The 18648-nt window shown below is 53.8% G+C and carries 20 protein-coding genes and 1 pseudogene; 9 read left to right on the forward strand and 12 right to left on the reverse strand.

Annotation, left to right across the window (positions count from 1 at the left end):
- Position 1: 1 nt before the first annotated feature.
- The 4 genes from A4308_RS16360 to ymcF all read right to left on the reverse strand — a co-directional run bounded on the left by A4308_RS16360 (position 2) and on the right by ymcF (position 4130).
- The gene (locus tag A4308_RS16360) at positions 2–1015 is read right to left on the reverse strand and encodes an ABC transporter ATP-binding protein (protein WP_014883960.1); all 1014 of its coding nucleotides are present in this window, start codon (positions 1013–1015) and stop codon (positions 2–4) included.
- Positions 1016–1032: 17 nt separating this feature from the next.
- Entirely contained in the window at positions 1033–2178 is a 1146-nt protein-coding gene (gene ydcS / locus A4308_RS16365) for a putative ABC transporter substrate-binding protein YdcS (protein WP_014883961.1), read from the reverse strand.
- 271 nt (positions 2179–2449) lie between these two features.
- Entirely contained in the window at positions 2450–3859 is a 1410-nt protein-coding gene (locus A4308_RS16370; protein WP_045282153.1) for an aminotransferase-like domain-containing protein, read from the reverse strand.
- Between the two features lie 82 nt (positions 3860–3941).
- Positions 3942–4130 (reverse strand): cold shock small protein YmcF, encoded by a 189-nt coding sequence (gene ymcF, locus A4308_RS16375; RefSeq protein WP_023330507.1) that lies wholly within the window; start codon positions 4128–4130, stop codon positions 3942–3944.
- A 393-nt stretch (positions 4131–4523) separates the two neighbouring features.
- Here ymcF and A4308_RS16380 point away from each other — a divergent pair, with 393 nt between their 5' ends.
- The 4 genes from A4308_RS16380 to hslJ all read left to right on the forward strand — a co-directional run bounded on the left by A4308_RS16380 (position 4524) and on the right by hslJ (position 7626).
- On the forward strand, positions 4524–5924 hold the full coding sequence (locus A4308_RS16380; protein ID WP_014883967.1) for a cytochrome ubiquinol oxidase subunit I: 1401 nt from the start codon (positions 4524–4526) through the stop codon (positions 5922–5924).
- Positions 5924–6934: a cytochrome d ubiquinol oxidase subunit II gene (gene cydB / locus A4308_RS16385; protein ID WP_014883968.1), complete on the forward strand. Its 1011-nt coding sequence runs from the start codon at positions 5924–5926 to the stop codon at positions 6932–6934. Before A4308_RS16380 ends, cydB begins: the two co-directional genes overlap by 1 nt.
- Entirely contained in the window at positions 6934–7062 is a 129-nt protein-coding gene (locus tag A4308_RS16390; protein WP_023330509.1) for a DUF2474 domain-containing protein, read from the forward strand. Before cydB ends, A4308_RS16390 begins: the two co-directional genes overlap by 1 nt.
- A gap of 126 nt (positions 7063–7188) precedes the next feature.
- Positions 7189–7626: a heat shock protein HslJ gene (hslJ, locus tag A4308_RS16395; protein WP_047027048.1), complete on the forward strand. Its 438-nt coding sequence runs from the start codon at positions 7189–7191 to the stop codon at positions 7624–7626.
- Here hslJ and A4308_RS16400 read toward each other — a convergent pair whose 3' ends face one another.
- Positions 7627–7893 carry a putative hemolysin gene (locus A4308_RS16400; RefSeq protein WP_023330510.1) on the reverse strand — a complete coding sequence of 89 codons (267 nt, stop codon included), beginning with the start codon at positions 7891–7893 and terminating at the stop codon, positions 7627–7629.
- A 270-nt stretch (positions 7894–8163) separates the two neighbouring features.
- Here A4308_RS16400 and nifJ point away from each other — a divergent pair, with 270 nt between their 5' ends.
- The 3 genes from nifJ (at position 8164) to A4308_RS22900 (ending at position 13452) form a co-directional block, all read left to right on the forward strand.
- Complete coding sequence (gene nifJ, locus A4308_RS16405; protein WP_049010599.1) at positions 8164–11688, forward strand: pyruvate:ferredoxin (flavodoxin) oxidoreductase; 3525 nt, start codon at positions 8164–8166, stop codon at positions 11686–11688.
- A 388-nt stretch (positions 11689–12076) separates the two neighbouring features.
- Complete coding sequence (gene ompC, locus A4308_RS16410; RefSeq protein WP_045282156.1) at positions 12077–13186, forward strand: porin OmpC; 1110 nt, start codon at positions 12077–12079, stop codon at positions 13184–13186.
- Between the two features lie 140 nt (positions 13187–13326).
- The gene (locus A4308_RS22900; protein ID WP_255199877.1) at positions 13327–13452 is read left to right on the forward strand and encodes a hypothetical protein; all 126 of its coding nucleotides are present in this window, start codon (positions 13327–13329) and stop codon (positions 13450–13452) included.
- 17 nt (positions 13453–13469) lie between these two features.
- Here the strand turns inward: A4308_RS22900 and A4308_RS16415 are convergent, their stop codons facing one another.
- The 5 genes from A4308_RS16415 to A4308_RS16435 all read right to left on the reverse strand — a co-directional run bounded on the left by A4308_RS16415 (position 13470) and on the right by A4308_RS16435 (position 15562).
- Positions 13470–13892: a GFA family protein gene (locus A4308_RS16415; protein WP_014883974.1), complete on the reverse strand. Its 423-nt coding sequence runs from the start codon at positions 13890–13892 to the stop codon at positions 13470–13472.
- Positions 13893–13894: 2 nt separating this feature from the next.
- Positions 13895–14092 (reverse strand): hypothetical protein, encoded by a 198-nt coding sequence (locus tag A4308_RS16420; protein ID WP_014883975.1) that lies wholly within the window; start codon positions 14090–14092, stop codon positions 13895–13897.
- Positions 14093–14131: 39 nt separating this feature from the next.
- A complete protein-coding gene (locus A4308_RS16425; RefSeq protein WP_014883976.1) occupies positions 14132–14581 on the reverse strand; it encodes a hypothetical protein in 450 nt (149 codons plus the stop codon).
- A 104-nt stretch (positions 14582–14685) separates the two neighbouring features.
- Positions 14686–15123 carry a VOC family protein gene (locus tag A4308_RS16430; RefSeq protein WP_014883977.1) on the reverse strand — a complete coding sequence of 146 codons (438 nt, stop codon included), beginning with the start codon at positions 15121–15123 and terminating at the stop codon, positions 14686–14688.
- A gap of 94 nt (positions 15124–15217) precedes the next feature.
- The gene (locus A4308_RS16435) at positions 15218–15562 is read right to left on the reverse strand and encodes a DUF1294 domain-containing protein (RefSeq protein WP_045282157.1); all 345 of its coding nucleotides are present in this window, start codon (positions 15560–15562) and stop codon (positions 15218–15220) included.
- 81 nt (positions 15563–15643) lie between these two features.
- Here A4308_RS16435 and A4308_RS23005 point away from each other — a divergent pair.
- Together A4308_RS23005 and ttcA are read left to right on the forward strand one after the other, a co-directional pair.
- A pseudogene (locus A4308_RS23005) lies at positions 15644–15756 on the forward strand (hypothetical protein); the annotation flags it as partial.
- 73 nt (positions 15757–15829) lie between these two features.
- Positions 15830–16765 (forward strand): tRNA 2-thiocytidine(32) synthetase TtcA, encoded by a 936-nt coding sequence (gene ttcA / locus A4308_RS16440; protein WP_032636334.1) that lies wholly within the window; start codon positions 15830–15832, stop codon positions 16763–16765.
- Between the two features lie 42 nt (positions 16766–16807).
- Here the strand turns inward: ttcA and dbpA are convergent, their stop codons facing one another.
- Entirely contained in the window at positions 16808–18181 is a 1374-nt protein-coding gene (dbpA, locus tag A4308_RS16445) for an ATP-dependent RNA helicase DbpA (protein WP_014884033.1), read from the reverse strand.
- 27 nt (positions 18182–18208) lie between these two features.
- On the reverse strand, positions 18209–18391 hold the full coding sequence (gene ynaL, locus A4308_RS22035; RefSeq protein ID WP_000025608.1) for a proline-rich small protein YnaL: 183 nt from the start codon (positions 18389–18391) through the stop codon (positions 18209–18211).
- Positions 18392–18648 lie beyond the last annotated feature (257 nt).

The following is an 18648-nucleotide window of genomic DNA, read 5'->3' on the forward strand; positions in this document are numbered from 1 at the left end:
TTCACCTTTCCTCATGCAGGCGAATCATCGCCTCGCGTGACCACGAGGCCATCACCGCCTGCCCCGGCGCAATGCCGCTCAGCAGCGAGACATCGCTGAGGTTGGCCTGGCTGACCAGCAGTTTGGCCCCCTCGGCAAGCTTCAGCTCCAGGCGCGTGGCGGCTCCCTGATACTGAACGGCCTGCACGATACCCTGAACCTGAACCTCACCGCCCTCGTTCAGGCGAATATGTTCCGGGCGCAGGGAATAGATACCTTCCATGCCGCAAATTTTCTGCGCAAGCGCTGCATCAAAGACGTTGGACGTGCCCACAAAACCGGCGACAAACGGCGTGCGCGGACGCATATAGAGATCGCGCGGGGTATCCACCTGCTCGATGCGGCCGTTATTGAATACCGCCACCCGGTCCGACATGGAGAGCGCTTCGCCCTGATCGTGGGTGACGAAAATAAAGGTAATGCCGAGTTCCTGCTGAAGTTTCTTCAGCTCGAATTGCATCTGTTCGCGCAGTTTGAGATCGAGCGCGCCCAGCGGTTCGTCCAGCAGCAGGACGCGCGGTTCATTGACCAGCGCCCGGGCGATGGCGACACGCTGGCGCTGGCCGCCGGAAAGTTGCGAAGGTTTGCGGGCGATGGCAAAGCTCAGCCCTACTTTTTCCAGGGCATCACGCGCCTGGGCATGGCGTTTCTTCTTGTCGACGCCTTTCACCATCAGCCCGTAGGCGACATTATCGAGGATCGACATATGCGGGAATAGCGCATAATCCTGAAAGACGGTATTTACATCCCGCTCCCATGGCGGTAGCGCGCTCGCCTCTTTGCCGAAAATAGAAATCGTGCCGCCTGACAGCTGTTCAAAACCCGCTATCAGGCGCAGGCAGGTAGTTTTGCCGGAGCCCGAAGGCCCCAGCATGGAGAAAAACTCCCCGTCGCGAATGGCAATGGTCACCCCGTCCACCGCCCGCACATCGCCATACAGCCGGGAAACATTGTTAAATTCTACTGCGTACGTCATGTTCTGCTCCCGGGCGATTATCGTCCACCCATGATGGCGATGTAATCCTGCGTCCAGCGGCTGTACGGCACGAATTTGCCACCTTGAGCGGTCGGGGTTTTCCAGAACAGGATTTTGTCGAATTCGTTATAACCGTTTGTTTCACAACCTTTATCACCCAGCAGCGTACTGGCTTTACACCCTTCAGGCACGACGGGCAGTGAGCCGAACCATGCCGCCAGATCGCCCTGCACTTTTGGCGTCAGCGACCAGTTCATCCATTTGTAGGCGCACATCGGGTGTTTTGCCTGGGCGTGGAGCATGGTGGTATCCGCCCAGCCGGTTACCCCTTCTTTCGGGAAGACGGTGGCGATGGGCTGGTTCTCAGCCTTCAGCGCATTTGCCTGATATGGCCAGGCGCTGGAAGCCACAACGCCTTCATTTTTGAAGTCGCTCATCTGGACGGTGGTGTCATGCCAGTAGCGGTGGATCAGGGCATGCTGGTCGCGAAGCACTTTCAGCACCGCGGCATATTGTTCTTCGGTGAGCTGGTAGGGATCGCTGATGCCCAGCTGTGGCTGGGTGGCTTTGACGAACAGCGCCGCATCGGCGATATAAATTGGCCCGTCATATGCCTGCACGCGACCCTGATTGGTTTTACCGTCCGGCAGATCCTGTTTGGTAAAGACCACACTCCAGCTGTCCGGTGGCGTCGGGAAGGTTTTGGTGTTGTACATCAGCAGGTTTGGCCCCCACTGATAGGGCGTACCGTAGACCTTGCCGCCCACGTTAAACCATTCCCCCTTCACAATGCGCGTGTCGAGGGTTTTCCAGTTCGGGATGAGTTCGGGATTTATCGGCTGAACGCGTTTGCCCATGATCAGGCGAAGCGATGCATCGCCTGACGCGGTGACCAGATCGTATCCCCCTTTCGCCATCAGGCTGACCATTTCATCTGACGTGGCCGCCGTTTTCACGTTAACGGCACAACCGGTCTCTTTTTCAAACTGGGTGACCCAGTCATAGTTTTTATCGGTCTGCCCACGCTCGATATAGCCCGGCCAGGCAATAATATCCAGACGACCTTCCCCGTCACCTATCGCCTTAGGTGGTTCTGCGGCGTGCGCTGTCATGATAGTCATGCCGAGCGCGCACAGGCTGCTGCGGGCAAATTTTTTGCTCATAAGAATTACTCCTGTCGCAATGAAATTTAGCGGCAGCCGTGCCGTAAAAATATCTCCCTTATTAAACGTAGACCGCGCAATTGCGCCGCACCGTTTGGCTTCAGGAAATTTCATCAAGGTGTGACCGAGGGCGCATTCCCCGTTAACTGGATTATAGACAAGGGGTTAGCGGCGCGAGGCAGTATGCAGATTTCCTATGACCGGGCACTGCGAAATATTCGTAGCGCCGTCATCAGGATAAGAAATGTTTATTTAAATAAGGGGAAAAAGATTATTTCAACATCGTGCTAATTAATTTTCCTAACTGAATCACCGCCTGCTCTTCTCGCTCTCCCCACGCCCAGGAGGTATTAAAACGGAAGAACGGTGTCCATGCGTCAGAAGTGGAAAACATTTTTCCTGGCGCAATGCTGATATGGTGCGTTAAGGCCTTTTCACTCAGCAGCCCGGCATCCAGCAGTGCCGGAAGCTCCAGCCATAAAAAGTAGCCGCTGTCGTTATGGTGAATTTTGACCCCGGCGGGCATATGGCGCAGCAGTGACTGCCAGGCTTGCTGTTTTCGCTCAGCGAGCGTTCGTCGCAGGCGGCGAAGATGGGCGTCGTAGCGTTTAGTCGCCAGGTAGTCCACCAGCGCCAGCTGCATAGGGGAGCTGGTCGATAACGTGCTCATCAGTTGCAACTGCTGAATGCGTCGCGCATGTTTTCCGGCCGCCACCCAGCCGATACGAAATCCCGCCACCAGACATTTTGAAAAAGAGGAGCAGTGAAGCGTCATGTCGTCCCGATCCCAGGCTTTTGCCGGAAGCGGTTTTTCGCGGCCGAAATAGAGCTCACTGTATACATCGTCCTCAATCAGGGTGACGTTATGCTTTGTCAGGAGGGCGACCAGACGGGCTTTTTTCTCTGCACTTAGCGTAAAACCAAGCGGATTCTGGCCGTTGGTCATCAGCCAGCAGGCTTTTACCGGATAGTCATTCAGCGCCTGTTCAAGGGCGTTCAGGTCTATCCCCTCCCGGACGTCTGTGGCGACCGACAACGCTTTGAGCTTCAGGCGTTCCAGCGCCTGCAGCGCGCCATAAAAGCAGGGGTTTTCGACAATCACCCAGTCGCCAGGCTCCGTCACCGCCTGCAAACTCAGGTTCAGCGCTTCGAGCGCGCCTGCGGTAATGACAATTTCGTCCGGCGAGATGTTCATCCCCTGCTGCGCATAGCGGCGCGCAATGGCGTGGCGGAGTTCAGCGTTACCCGGCGGCAGGTTTTCAATCACGCTCATCGCAGTCGCCGTTTTGCTGACGTTAGCCAGCGAGCGGTTGAGCTGCTGAAGCGGGAAAAGCCGGGGATCGGGAAAGGCGGATGCGAAAGGAACGACAGACGGATCGCGGCTGGCCTGAAGGACATCGAAGATATAGGTGTTGATATCCACCGCTTCGTCACGCATCACCTGGGCAGGCGGCACAGGCTGGTGCGTGGTCGGGCGCGAGGCAACGTAATAGCCCGATTGTGGCCTGGCGACAATGCGTCCCTGACTTTCCAGCATCTGATACGCGTGGCCAACAGTCATGAAACTCATGCCGCTGCTCGCCACCTGCTCTCGCAGGGAAGGCAGTTTATCGCCCGGCAGCCATACGCCAAGCTCAATTTGCGAGATAATTTGTTGCGCCAGACGCTGGTATTTTTTCATCAGATTCTCCTTATTGCCGACAGTGTATATCAGCAGGAGAAAAAGAGAAGATTTTGCTAACTGTTATGAAAAACCGGGTAGATTACTTACGGTACTCGGTGGTGTGATTCATCGCGGAACGCGCAGCAGCGAGGTGGTCGAGCGTGATCATCGACGATTTGCAAAAAATGCATTTTGCGCCGAATGGGTTTTTCTCAGACACATCAAAGACTGAAGTGCGGTACTGCGAGCCATGACAGCATGGGCAGCGGAAATGGATATAAGAAGTCATAGGATTCTCCTGTTAACGTAAAAACGTAAATTACTAATGGGCCGATTGGGCAATATTGGTTTTAAACAAAACGAATCGGAATGTAGATAAAGACCCAAGAGAGGCTGCGGAGAGGCACAACGTGATGAGAACTGCTTTATAAAACTACGTCAGATATTTTTTTGGACTCAAAACCAGAAATCCATTAACGCATGTTGCTGACGGCAAAGCAAGCGGATTGATGCGTAAAATTCATAAAAATAATTTTTTTATTCCGTAACGGTAATCTATATCAGTTTGTAAAAGCGGGAGTCTGAATCAAACTGTTATGGTTAAAATTCGCTGTTCTGCGTCTGATAGTCCGATCTCTGCGCCTATACCATAACAACACACCGTTTGACATTGAGGCTGTGCATGTTTGGTTTGGATGCTTTTCACCTTGCGCGGATACAGTTTGCCTTTACCGTATCCTTTCACATTATTTTCCCGGCAATCACCATCGGCCTGGCAAGCTATCTTGCCGTGCTCGAAGGATTATGGCTGAAAACAAAAAATCCGGTCTGGCGCTCGCTTTACCATTTCTGGTCGAAGATTTTTGCCGTTAACTTTGGCATGGGCGTAGTCTCCGGCCTGGTCATGGCCTACCAGTTTGGCACCAACTGGAGCGGCTTTTCACAGTTTGCGGGCAGTATTACCGGCCCACTCCTGACCTACGAAGTGCTTACCGCATTCTTCCTTGAGGCCGGTTTCCTCGGCGTGATGCTGTTCGGCTGGAAGAAAGTCGGACCGGGACTGCACTTCTTCTCCACCTGCATGGTGGCGCTGGGGACTATTATCTCCACCTTCTGGATCCTCTCTTCGAATAGCTGGATGCAGACCCCGCAGGGCTATGAGATTGTCAACGGCCAGGTGGTGCCGGTGGACTGGTTCGCTGTGGTGTTCAACCCCTCCTTCCCTTACCGCCTGCTGCATATGTCGATCGCCGCGTTCCTCAGTAGCGCCCTGTTTGTTGGTGCATCCGCAGCATGGCATTTGCTGCGCGGGAATAATAATCCTGCCATACGGGCAATGTTTTCAATGGCACTGTGGATGACGCTGATTGTCGCTCCCCTCCAGGCTATGGTTGGTGATATGCATGGGTTGAATACTTTAAAGCATCAACCCGCCAAAATTGCCGCCATTGAGGGCCACTGGGAAAACCCACCGGGCGAGCCGACCCCGTTGCTGCTGTTTGGCTGGCCTGACATGGAGCAAGAGCGCACCCGCTTTGGTCTGGAGATCCCGGCGCTGGGAAGTCTTATCCTGACGCACAGCCTGGATAAACAGGTCCCTGCCCTTAAGGAGTTCCCGAAAGAAGATCGCCCAAACTCGACCATCGTCTTCTGGTCATTCCGCATCATGGCGGGCTTAGGCATGCTGATGTTGCTGCTTGGGGTGATGGCGCTCTGGTTGCGCTACAAAAAACGCGTTTATTCATCCCGCCCGTTCCTGTGGTTTGCCCTGTTAATGGGCCCATCCGGGCTGATTGCGATTCTGGCAGGCTGGGTCACCACCGAAGTGGGCCGCCAGCCGTGGGTGGTCTATGGACTCCAGCGAACGAAGGATGCGGTATCAGCCCACGGCGATCTGCATATGAGCGTGAGTTTGCTGGCCTTCTTCGTCGTCTACACCTCGGTGTTCGGCGTCGGCTACAGCTATATGGTTCGCCTCATCAAAAAAGGCCCGCAGCCACACGAATCTTTCGCCACCGCGTCCGATGGACGTCCTGCACGCCCGCTTTCAGCCGTCACTACTGAACATAAGGAGCAGCCGTAATGGGTATCGATCTTTCCATTATCTGGTTTGTGATCATCGTCTTTGCCACGCTGATGTATATCGTCATGGACGGCTTTGATCTGGGGATCGGGATGTTGTTCCCCGCAACGCCAAACGCTGACGATCGTGATGTGATGGTCAACAGCGTCGCGCCGGTATGGGACGGCAATGAGACCTGGCTGGTGCTTGGCGGCGCCGCCCTGTTCGGCGCATTCCCGCTGGCGTATGCGGTGATCGTTGATGCCCTCACCATTCCGCTGACATTAATGCTGATCGGACTTATTTTCCGCGGGGTGGCATTCGAGTTTCGTTTTAAAGCCACGCCCGCCCACCGCCCCTTCTGGGATAAAGCGTTTATTGGCGGTTCCATTCTGGCAACGTTTACCCAGGGCGTGACGGTGGGCGCCGTCATTAACGGTTTTACCGTGACAGGCCGAACGTATACGGGTGGTCCGTTTGACTGGTTTACCGCATTTAACCTGTTCTGCGGTGCGGGTCTGATGGTGGCCTACGCGTTGCTGGGATCGACGTGGCTGGTAATGAAAAGCGAAAATGCGCTGCAGCAAAGGATGCGGGCGTTATCCAAAACGTTACTGATTATCCTGCTGGCATTTATTGCGGCGATCAGCCTCTGGACGCCGCTTGCCCACCCGGCCATTGCCGCACGCTGGTTTACGCTGCCGAATCTGTTTTATCTGTTGCCGGTTCCTGCGCTGGTCGTGATTTTTAGCCTGTGTCAGTGGCGCTGCCTGAATAATCCTGACAGCCATAACCGTCCGTTTATCCTGACGTTAGGGCTGATATTCCTTGGTTTTAGCGGGCTTGGGATCAGCATCTGGCCGCATATTATTCCGCCATCCATCACCTTGTGGCAGGCCGCTGCGCCAACGCAAAGCCAGGGCTTTATGCTGGTGGGTGCGCTGTTGATCATCCCCGTCATTCTGGTCTACACCTTCTGGAGTTACTACGTATTTCGCGGCAAAGTTCAGCATGGGGAGGGTTATCACTGATGCAACAACCGGTCTGGAAAAGAGTGTTGTGGCTGGCCATTATCTGGGGCGGCAGCGTACTGGCGCTGGCTGCGGTCAGTATGCTCTTTCGCATATTGATGACGGCAGCCGGGTTTAAATCTCATTAATCGTCATTCCGGGCAACCGCTGCGTTGCCCGGCTCTCCCCGCACTTTCAGATAAACCCCATTAACGCACGTCAGCGTATCGTTACACTGGTAAAAGATTCACAGTATTTATTATTTGAGAACAAAAATGAAAAAGCTCATTGCGTTAAGTGTTATCAGTCTTGTCCTGACCGGCTGCGTTAATCCGGGCAAAGCGTCCGTTCAGCCAGAGCAGCTGAAGAACCATCGTTTTGTACTGGAAAATGTGGATGGCAAAGCCGTGAAGGGCATGCCAACACCACCTGAGATCAGTTTTAACGCGCTGCCCGCTCTGAACCTGGTAGATAACATCAGCGTGTCTGGCACGATGTGTAACCGCTTCAACGGACAGGGGAAATTGTCCGAAGGTGAACTGACAGTGAAAACGCTGGCAATGACGCGCAAACTCTGTACTGAACCGCAGCTTAACGAACTCGATCACACCCTCGGCGACATGCTGCGCAAAGGGGCGCAGGTCGACCTGACGGAAGACCAGTTAACGCTGGCGACCGCCGACAAAACGCTGATGTTTAAACGTGTTGACTGATCAGTAATTACCGCAGCTTCCAACGGCAAGCGACTGTTCACTGCAGCGTTTGCCGTTTGGCAATGCGCACATCCCAATAGCTGAACCATCAAGCTGGCGGGCAACCGACAGCGAGCCGCCAATCATGGCACAGTTGGCTTGTCCTGAGCTGGACATTGACGCTCTCATTCCCGGCGCTACGTGAGCCGCCGTCGCCTGCTGAACAGGCTCACTGCTACATGCCGACAATAATAATGCGGCACACCCAATCAAAAATGCTGAACGCATGCTCTCTCCCCCGTAAATAATGCGAAACCTATGCATAATAGGCATCACCTCCCGTGTCGTCGAGAGCGGAAGTGCGTATTTATGCGCTACTGAAACAATTTCTCGCAATTTTTTTACCCTTTAGTTGATCTACTCATTGATGACGAGAATATCGAGGACACAAAAGCGAAAATCGTAAAACCCCCTGTTTGCTAGACTAAAGAGATAATATTCAAAGCTTGTCGTCTTATGACAGGCCCTCTTTTTTGCGCAATGTAAGGGTGTCGTCCTATGCAAACTATTGACGGTAATGGTGCAGTTGCCTCAGTCGCGTTTCGCACCAGCGAAGTTATCGCCATATACCCGATTACGCCAAGCTCGACCATGGCGGAACAGGCGGATGCCTGGGCGGGAAACGGGGTAAAAAACGTCTGGGGTGATGTCCCGAGAGTGGTTGAAATGCAGTCTGAAGCGGGAGCGATCGCTACGGTTCATGGTGCGCTGCAGACAGGCGCGCTCTCCACGTCGTTTACCTCCTCACAGGGATTGTTGTTGATGATCCCGACGCTGTACAAACTCGCCGGCCAGCTGACCCCCTTCGTCCTGCACGTCGCCGCACGTACCGTTGCGACCCATGCGCTCTCCATCTTTGGCGATCACTCCGACGTGATGGCCGTGCGTCAGACAGGCTGCGCCATGCTCTGCGCCAGCAGCGTTCAGGAAGCACAAGATTTTGCGTTGATTTCGCATATCGCCACGCTTAAAAGCCGCGTGCCGTTTATCCACTTCTTTGATGGTTTCCGCACGTCTCACGAAATCAACAAAATCGTCCCGCTGGCGGACGATACTATCCTGAATCTTTTGCCGCAGGCGGAAATCGACGCGCATCGCGCCCGTGCCCTTAACCCGGAACACCCGGTAATTCGCGGGACATCAGCCAATCCGGACACCTATTTCCAGTCCCGTGAAGCCACGAATCCGTGGTACAACGCGGTTTATGACCACGTCGAGCAGGCAATGAATGATTTTGCCGCCGCGACCGGGCGCACGTACAAGCCGTTCGAATACTACGGCCATCCGCAGGCTGAACGCGTGATTGTGCTAATGGGTTCCGCCATCGGCACCTGTGAAGAGGTGGTTGACGAGCTGCTGACCCGTGGAGAAAAGGTCGGCGTACTTAAAGTGCGTCTGTATCGCCCGTTCTCGGCCAAACATCTGCTCTCTGCCCTGCCGGAAAGCGCGCGTACGGTGGCGGTGCTCGACCGAACCAAAGAGCCTGGGGCGCACGCTGAACCGCTTTACCTGGACGTCATGACCGCCCTGGCAGAAGCCTTTAACCAGGGCGAGCGAGAAACACTTCCGCGGGTGATCGGCGGTCGCTATGGCTTATCCTCCAAAGAGTTCGGGCCGGAGTGCGTGCTGGCGGTATTTAATGAACTGCGGGAAGCAAAACCCAAACCGCGCTTTACGGTGGGTATCTATGATGATGTCACGAACCTGTCCCTGCCGTTGCCGGAAAATACGCTGCCTTCAACCGCCAAACTTGAAGCACTGTTTTACGGCCTGGGCAGCGATGGCAGCGTCTCGGCGACCAAAAATAACATCAAGATCATCGGTAACTCGACCCCGTGGTATGCGCAGGGTTACTTCGTCTACGACTCCAAAAAAGCGGGTGGCCTGACCGTTTCCCACCTGCGCGTCAGCGAGCACCCTATCCGCTCGGCCTACCTGATTTCTCAGGCCGACTTTGTTGGCTGCCACCAGCTGCAGTTTATCGACAAATACCAGATGGCGGAGCGCCTGAAGCCAGGCGGTATTTTCCTCCTCAATACGCCGTATAGCGCGGATGAGGTCTGGGCGCGTCTGCCGCAGGAAGTACAGACGGTCCTGAACCAGAAAAATGCCCGATTCTATGTGGTCAACGCGGCAAAAATTGCCCGCGAATGTGGCCTGGCTGCACGTATCAATACCGTGATGCAGATGGCCTTCTTCCATCTGACCCAAATCCTGCCGGGCGACAGCGCACTGGTAGAGTTGCAGGGCGCGATCGCCAAAAGCTACAGCAGCAAGGGACAGGAGCTGGTAGAGCGTAACTGGCAGGCGCTGGCGCTGGCGCGCGAGTCGCTGTCCGAGGTGCCGCTGCAGCCGGTGAATGACGCCAGTCCGAACCGTCCTCCGGTGGTCTCTGATGCGGCGCCTGATTTCGTTAAGACCGTAACGGCAGCCATGCTGGCCGGGCTGGGTGACGCCCTGCCCGTCTCCGCGCTGCCGCCTGATGGAACCTGGCCGATGGGTACCACGCGCTGGGAAAAGCGCAATATCGCCGAAGAAATCCCGATCTGGAAAGAAGAGCTATGCACGCAATGCAACCACTGCGTCGCGGCCTGCCCGCACTCGGCCATTCGTGCCAAGGTCGTGTCACCGGAAGCGATGGAAGACGCACCGGCCAGCCTGCACTCGCTGGATGTAAAATCCCGCGATATGCGCGGACAGAAATACGTTCTGCAGGTCGCGCCGGAGGATTGCACCGGCTGTAACCTCTGCGTTGAGGTCTGCCCGGCGAAAGACAGGCAGAACCCGGACATTAAAGCAATCAACATGATGTCGCGCCTGGAGCACGTTGAAGAAGAGAAAGAGAACTATGACTTCTTCCTGAATCTGCCGGAAATCGATCGCAGCAAACTGGAACGGATTGATATTCGGACTTCGCAGCTCATCACGCCGCTGTTCGAATACTCTGGTGCCTGTTCCGGCTGCGGTGAAACGCCGTATATCAAGCTGCTTACTCAGTTGTATGGCGACCGGATGTTGATTGCTAACGCCACCGGCTGCTCGTCCATCTACGGCGGTAATTTGCCCTCTACGCCTTATACCACCGATGAAAAGGGTCGCGGTCCGGCCTGGGCAAACTCACTATTTGAGGATAACGCCGAGTTTGGCCTGGGCTTTCGCCTCACCGTTGATCAACACCGCGCGCGAGTGATGCGCTTGCTGGAGCAGTTCGCCGGGCAAATTCCTGCCGAACTGAATGCCGCGCTTCACGCCGAAGCGACACCCGACGTGTGTCGCGAGCAGGTGGCAGCGTTGCGTCACGCCCTTCAGGGGGTCGCGGGTGCAGAGCAGTTGCTGACCGACGCTGACGCGCTGGTCGAAAAATCCATCTGGTTGATTGGCGGCGACGGCTGGGCTTACGACATCGGCTTTGGCGGGCTGGATCACGTCCTGAGCCTCACCGAGAACGTCAACATCCTGGTGCTGGATACGCAGTGTTATTCCAATACGGGTGGGCAGGCGTCGAAAGCCACACCGCTGGGCGCCGTCACGAAATTTGGTGAACACGGTAAGCGCAAAGCACGCAAGGATCTCGGCGTGAGTATGATGATGTACGGCCACGTTTACGTCGCGCAAATCTCGCTCGGCGCGCAGCTTAACCAGACGGTGAAAGCGATTCAGGAAGCAGAAGCCTATCCCGGCCCATCGCTGATCATTGCCTACAGCCCGTGCGAAGAGCATGGCTACGATCTGGCGCTCAGCCACGATCAGATGCGTCAACTGACGGCGACCGGCTTCTGGCCGCTGTACCGGTTCGATCCGCGCCGTTCGGACGAGGGGAAATTACCGCTGGCGCTGGATTCGCGTCCGCCGTCAGATGCGCTGGCAGAGACGCTGATGCAGGAGCAGCGCTTCCGTCGCCTCAATGCGCAACAGCCTGAGGTGGCGGAACAACTCTGGAAAGACGCCGCTGCCGATCTGCAAAAACGGTATGACTTCCTGGCACAGCTGGCCGGGAAAGCCGAAAAATCAGCCAGCGACTAACGCCACTGCCCGGCTCGTCCGGGCATTTTTTTGTCATAAAAAAAGCCCGATGCTTTCACAACGGGCTAATCCAGATAATCAATGAATATCGTTTTAGTTACCTAAATAACATTCATATGAATTATGGATAAATAATCTTAAAGGCATATAACGACGCAAAGACTACCTGAACTGGCGACTCATTAAAAATTTTTATTTGTTATGGTATAACCTTAATTATTCACCAAACAAATGATCATTACCGTGGTTTAATTCAGTTTAGATTTAACTCAATTCGTAACAATTATATTTTATTACTCTTCTGCGGAGTGTTTTAGCATGAGACCACTTTCTTATTTGGAAAGTTCAACAGGTAATTAAATAAAAACAACCGCAAAGGAATACCAAAATGCAAAGAAAAGTACTGGCTCTGATGATTCCGGCTCTGTTAATGGCTGGCGCAGCACATGCGGCAGAAATTTATAATAAAGATGGCAACAAATTAGACCTGTACGGAAAAGTAGACGGCCTGCACTACTTCTCTGATGACGCCTCTAAAGATGGCGACCAAACCTACATGCGTCTGGGTTTCAAGGGTGAGACGCAGATCAACGACATGATGACCGGCTACGCCCAGTGGGAGTACAACATTCAGGCTAATAACACTGAAGGGTCTGATAACCAGTCCTGGACGCGTCTGGCCTTCGCCGGTGTAAAAGTGGGTGACTACGGCTCGTTCGATTATGGCCGTAACTATGGCGTGCTGTACGACGTGGAAGGCTGGACCGATATGCTCCCTGAATTCGGCGGCGACTCTTACACCAATGCGGATAACTTTATGACTGGCCGTGCGAACGGCGTCGCAACCTATCGTAACACCGACTTCTACGGTCTGGTGCCGGGTCTGAACTTTGCGCTGCAGTATCAGGGCAAAAATGAAGATGCCAGCAACAACCAGGAAGGCACCAATAATGGCCGCGACACGCGTCATGAGAACGGTGACGGCTTCGGTATTTCGACTACCTACGACCTTGGCATGGGCATCAGCGCCGGTGCTGCGTACACCTCTTCTGACCGTACCAACGACCAGGTGACGAATACCACTGCGGGCGGTGATAAAGCAGATGCCTGGACGGCAGGCCTGAAATATGACGCAAATAATATCTATCTGGCGGCGATGTATTCTGAAACCCGCAACATGACCCCGTATGGTGATAATACCGACACCGTGGCGAACAAAACCCAGAACTTTGAAGTGACCGCGCAGTACCAGTTCGATTTCGGTCTGCGTCCGGCCATTTCTTATTTGCAGTCTAAAGGTAAAGACCTGGCCAACGGTCAGGGCGATCAGGACCTGGTTAAATATGCGGATGTAGGCGCTACCTACTATTTCAACAAGAACATGTCCACCTACGTTGATTACAAAATCAACCTGCTGGATGAAGATGATAACTTCTACAAAGACAACGGCATCAGCACCGATGATGTCGTCGCGTTAGGTCTGGTTTACCAGTTCTGATGATCAGAGCCCGCGAAATGCGGGCTTTTTTTTGAATGCCATCACAAATGGTAGCTTCAGAAAGGTTTTGGTTGAGGCTAAGTTGAGAGAAAGCAGGTTAGACTGCGCAGATAGCCCTTTCTTCATTAAGGACAACTGCGTTGTTTGCTCGTCTATCCTTAACCGTACTGACTCTTTTAGCCTGTTTGTGGATGGCGTTGATTTTTGATTTCCGCGATATTGTCGGACATCTCGGTGCGTTGTTGACCCGACTGGAAGGCGGTTAATCCTGCCCATGCAGTAATTAGCTTTTATGGGTCTCTCTTTTGCGAAACGAGAGATAGCCAAACACCCCACTTTCGCCGTCCTTCGGATGGTTGACGCCGTCCATTACCGTCACTTCGGGGAAATCAAACGGCGAGACATTTTCTATACAGGACACATTCACGCCGTATTCATTAGGGTTAGAGCGACGCTGATGGAACGTATATATTCCGCAGACTGAGCAAAAGAAATGCCGCGCCGTCCCGGTGTGAAAACGGTACTCCGTCAGCTTGTCCTCGCCTTTAGTTACGGTAATTCCCGATAACGGAGCAGAAACCGCGACTGCGCCCCGCATACGACAAAAAGAGCAGCTGCAGCGCCGCGCGGTGTTAAAGCCATCAGAGAGTTCGACCGTAAAGGCTACCGCGCCACAATGGCACTGCGCATGACGTACTTCAGCCATCGTTATACCCCTTTTCTCACCAGCTGAGCGGCTTTAACGAAAACCTCATCTTCGACACCATCGCCTTTCTGCCTGCCCAGCCTGACCAGTTCATCCACTATGCTGTCGCGATCGATCGGTCTCTGTGCGGAAACCAGTCCAATAACAGCGGCGCCGATCGCCAGCCCCACTAATCCTGTTTGTTCGTCTTTGTTCTTCATCTTCATGCTCCTGATACAACAAACAAGCGTAGCAGGATTTTAAAAACGCGGCGTCAGACCGTATTTGGGCGTTTTGATATTTGCCGCCCAAATCTTGATATCATTTTGCAGGAGTAGCGTGAAATCGGATTTTAGATAGGTCACCAGGCTATTGACGCTGTTCGCATCCACCACGGAGAAATGGTCTATTCTGTTCTGTCCAACCTGAACACAGCGATATTTTGCGGCCAGCACTTTGCCATTTACATTAAGCTGCTGGTTATTATCATCGCAACGGCCTTCAGTGATGTACGACACCACCAGATTTGCGGATTTACGCTCAGGCTGGAATATGCTCACCATGACAGGAAAACCGTCCGAGGTCTGCGTCATGTCATAGAGAACGGCATTTTTTATATACCAGGTATTATATTCCCGCTCCTGAAACGCTGACCAGCCAGGCGCAGAGAAAAACACCAGTGCTGCCAGTGCAATAGATTTTCTATTCATGGGATGCTGTCGTCCGTGTTGTTGCACGTATTATTCAGATTGTGCAAAAAACAGCAACCCACCAGGAATTGGCCTACTACTTTTGGCAGTAGGCCCGTTTCACGTTATTCAGATGCGTTCTCACCCGTCGCCGTCAGCCCGACACGCTGACCATATGAGAGCTCTAAGGTATTTCCGTCAGGATCGGCAAAGAATACGTAATACCCGACGGGATCACCCAGATCCTCCGGTGCTTTACGTAATACCCCTTCCTCAGTGGCCATCGCCGTTTTTCTGTCAATTTCTTCACGCGTAGCGCAGGCAATCCCAAGGTGGCCAAAATTCCCCAGCGGCGTATCGGTCACGTTGTCTGCCTGCACCAGAACCAGCGCAAAAGGACGGGTGTGGTCAGTCAACCATGCCACTTTTCGGGCATCAGGAAGGCCGGGTTCACGCGAATGCATAACGTCCATCCCGGCGTATCGGCGATAGAACGTGATGCTTTTTTCCAGGTCCCTGACCATAAACGCAACATGCGTGAAGCCTACATCGATGTCTTTCATTTTAAGTTGTTACTCCTGTATCAACATGTCGAAGACATCTTAAAAGCTCAAGTTAACTTGAGGTCAACGGGAATGTGTGCGGTCCTGACAACGCTCAATAAGGGGTAAAAGGAGAGAAATAATACAGCGCCATCATGGCTGAGAGACTCACCACAACACTGATCCAAAACCAGGTTTTGAACGGCTGCTTTTGCGTTTTATGGCGAAAGAGTTGTTGACCCAAAATCGAGCCAGGCCACCCTCCCACAACACCGTACAGGAGTAACGTGGTTTCCGGCACCCTGCGCATCCCTTTCCGTGCTGCCGTTTTATCGGCGCCATAAATGACCACCGTCAGCACATTGATCAGCAGGAACCACACGGCAAAGGAAGACGAGGAGAAAAAGCTGACGATCGCAGCGACAAGCAGGAGCAAAAAACAAAAACGATTGAGCGTCATAGGAACAGTCACTGGATTGGCGGGCGGATCTGGAAAGCCATTATACGCTATCTTAAGATAGTGTCAGGTTAAGGTGATTATTCCGTAAAACATGCTGGCATTCGTCGCAGCAATCCGTACCATACACGGCACACTTTCGCAGGCTGGTTTTCACTGCAGGCGCGAACCCGTCTTTTATTACCCGTCGGATGGGCACACAAATGCGCAGAGGGTGTTTGAAAGCATGCTATCCCGCTGGTGCCCATTTGAGGTTTGAGTTAAGAATAAATGCAAGCTAATCAAGAAGTTAACAAGAAAGAGCAATACAACCTGAACAAACTGCAAAAGCGTCTGCGCCGTAACGTGGGCGAAGCCATTGCAGACTTCAACATGATTGAAGAAGGCGACCGCATCATGGTTTGCCTGTCAGGAGGTAAAGACAGCTACACCATGCTGGAGATCCTGCGCAATCTTCAGCAAAGCGCGCCGGTTAATTTTTCGCTGGTAGCGGTCAACCTTGACCAGAAACAGCCGGGCTTTCCGGAACACATTCTGCCGGAATACCTGGAAAACCTGGGCGTTGAGTACAAGATCGTCGAAGAAAATACCTACGGCATTGTGAAAGAGAAGATCCCGGAAGGGAAAACGACCTGCTCGCTTTGCTCCCGTCTGCGCCGTGGCATTCTCTATCGTACCGCGACGGAACTGGGTGCGACCAAAATTGCGCTGGGCCATCACCGCGATGATATCCTGCAGACGCTGTTCCTGAATATGTTCTACGGCGGCAAGATGAAAGGCATGCCGCCTAAACTGATGAGCGATGACGGCAAGCACATTGTGATCCGCCCTCTTGCCTACTGCCGCGAAAAAGACATTGAGCGTTTTTCACAGGCGAAAGGGTTCCCGATCATTCCATGTAACCTGTGCGGCTCTCAGCCAAACCTGCAGCGTCAGGTGATTGGCGACATGCTGCGCGACTGGGACAAACGTTACCCGGGTCGCATCGAAACCATGTTCAGCGCGATGCAAAACGTGGTCCCTTCACACCTCGCTGACGTTGAGCTCTTCGACTTCAAAGGCATCAACCATGATTCAGAAGTGGTGAATGGCGGTGACCTGGCATTTGACCGGGAAGAGATCCCCATGCAGCCTGCGGGCTGGCAGCCGGAAGACGATGATAACCAACTGGACGAACTGCGTCTGAACGTGCTGGAAGTGAAGTAATCGGTTAGCGTCTCAGAAAGAACTTCTGAGACGCTTTATGCCTTATTTCAGTAGACGAACGCGGCAGGTTTTACCTTTAATTTTGCCATTTTGCAGCTGCTTCCATGCCTTATGGGCAACTGCCTGACGCACGGCCACATAAACATGCGCCGGATGAACCGCAATCTTACCGATATCCGCCCCTTCCAGACCGATATCGCCGGTTAATGCCCCTAACACATCACCCGGACGCATCTTGGCTTTTTTGCCGCCATCAATACACAGCGTCGCCATTTCGGCCTCCAGCGGCACGAGTTTAACGCTGCCCGGTGCATTCACCCAGTTCAGCGTGATCTGCAGCATTTCAGCGAGAATATTGGCGCGCTGCGCCTCTTCCGGCGCACAGAAGCTGATGGCAAGACCGCTGTTTCCTGCACGTGCGGTACGGCCAATACGGTGGACGTGGACTTCGGGATCCCATGCCAGCTCAAAGTTCACTACCAGCTCAAGGGATTTGATATCCAGACCGCGCGCCGCCACGTCGGTCGCCACCAGAACACGGGCGCTACCGTTGGCGAAACGCACCAGGGTCTGATCGCGATCGCGCTGTTCCAGATCGCCATGCAAAGATAAGGCGCTCTGCCCCGCCGCATTCAGCGCATCACACACCGCCTGACAGTCTTTTTTAGTATTACAAAACACCACGCACGACGCAGGCTGATGCTGGCTCAGCAATTTCTGCAGGAGCGGGATTTTTCCCTGCTGTGAGGTTTCAAAGAACTGCTGTTCTATGGCCGGGAGCGCGTCGACGCTGTCTATCTCGATAGTGAGCGGATTTTTCTGCACGCGACCGCTGATCGCGGCGATGGCTTCAGGCCAGGTCGCAGAGAATAGCAACGTCTGGCGATCGTCCGGCGCGAAGCGGATCACTTCATCAATGGCATCACTGAAGCCCATATCCAGCATTCTGTCCGCCTCATCCATCACCAGCGTGCTTAATGCATCCAGCGAAACGGTGCCTTTTTGCAGGTGATCCAGCAGGCGGCCAGGGGTCGCGACAATAATGTGTGGCGCATGCTGGAGCGAATCACGCTGTGCGCCGAACGGCTGTCCACCACAGAGCGTCAGGATCTTGGTATTAGGCATAAAGCGCGCCAGGCGACGCAGTTCACCCGCGACCTGGTCTGCCAGCTCGCGGGTAGGGCACAATATCAGCGACTGAGTCTGGAACAGCGACGCGTCAATATGCTGCAGCAGACCAAGACCGAATGCGGCCGTTTTCCCACTGCCGGTTTTCGCCTGCACGCGTACGTCGCGGCCCTCAAGGATAGCGGGCAGCGCGGCCGCCTGAACAGGCGTCATCGTGAGATATCCCAACTCGTTGAGGTTGTCGAGTTGGGCGGCAGGCAGAACATTCAGGGTAGAAAAAGCGGTCACAGTAGTCTCTCGTGGTGATCTTTACGGTCAGATGGCGCGTATCCTCGCAGATCTCAGGGTTCGATGCGACAATTTAATCGGTTCTTCATCCGGCGGCGGATCGGGCATCGGCTGCGGACGCGGTATGGGATCGGGCATCGGCACAGGATCGGTGGGAACAGGGTCGGACTGACGCGATTGTTGCACGAGCAGAGCGAGTAAAATGCTCATCTTTCCCTCCAGGCTTGGTTGTCGTCCCTTTTAGGGTAGACGCTGAGAAACAGGAGGCAAAAAAAAGCCGACTATTAAAGTCGGCGTCGTACGAATCAATTGTGCTATGCAGTAATTCAAAAAAGGAAGTAAGACAATATGGAGCGCAACGCCCATCGCTTGACGTTGCATTCACCTGCGGGAGTAATATTGCACCTTGCCGGGCTGATGTTTATTGACTTCGCTCAATTAAAAGAGCGTTTTAATCTCTGCAAAAG

The organism is Enterobacter sp. ODB01, assembly GCF_001623605.1.
Classification (GTDB): Bacteria; Pseudomonadota; Gammaproteobacteria; order Enterobacterales; family Enterobacteriaceae; genus Enterobacter; species Enterobacter kobei.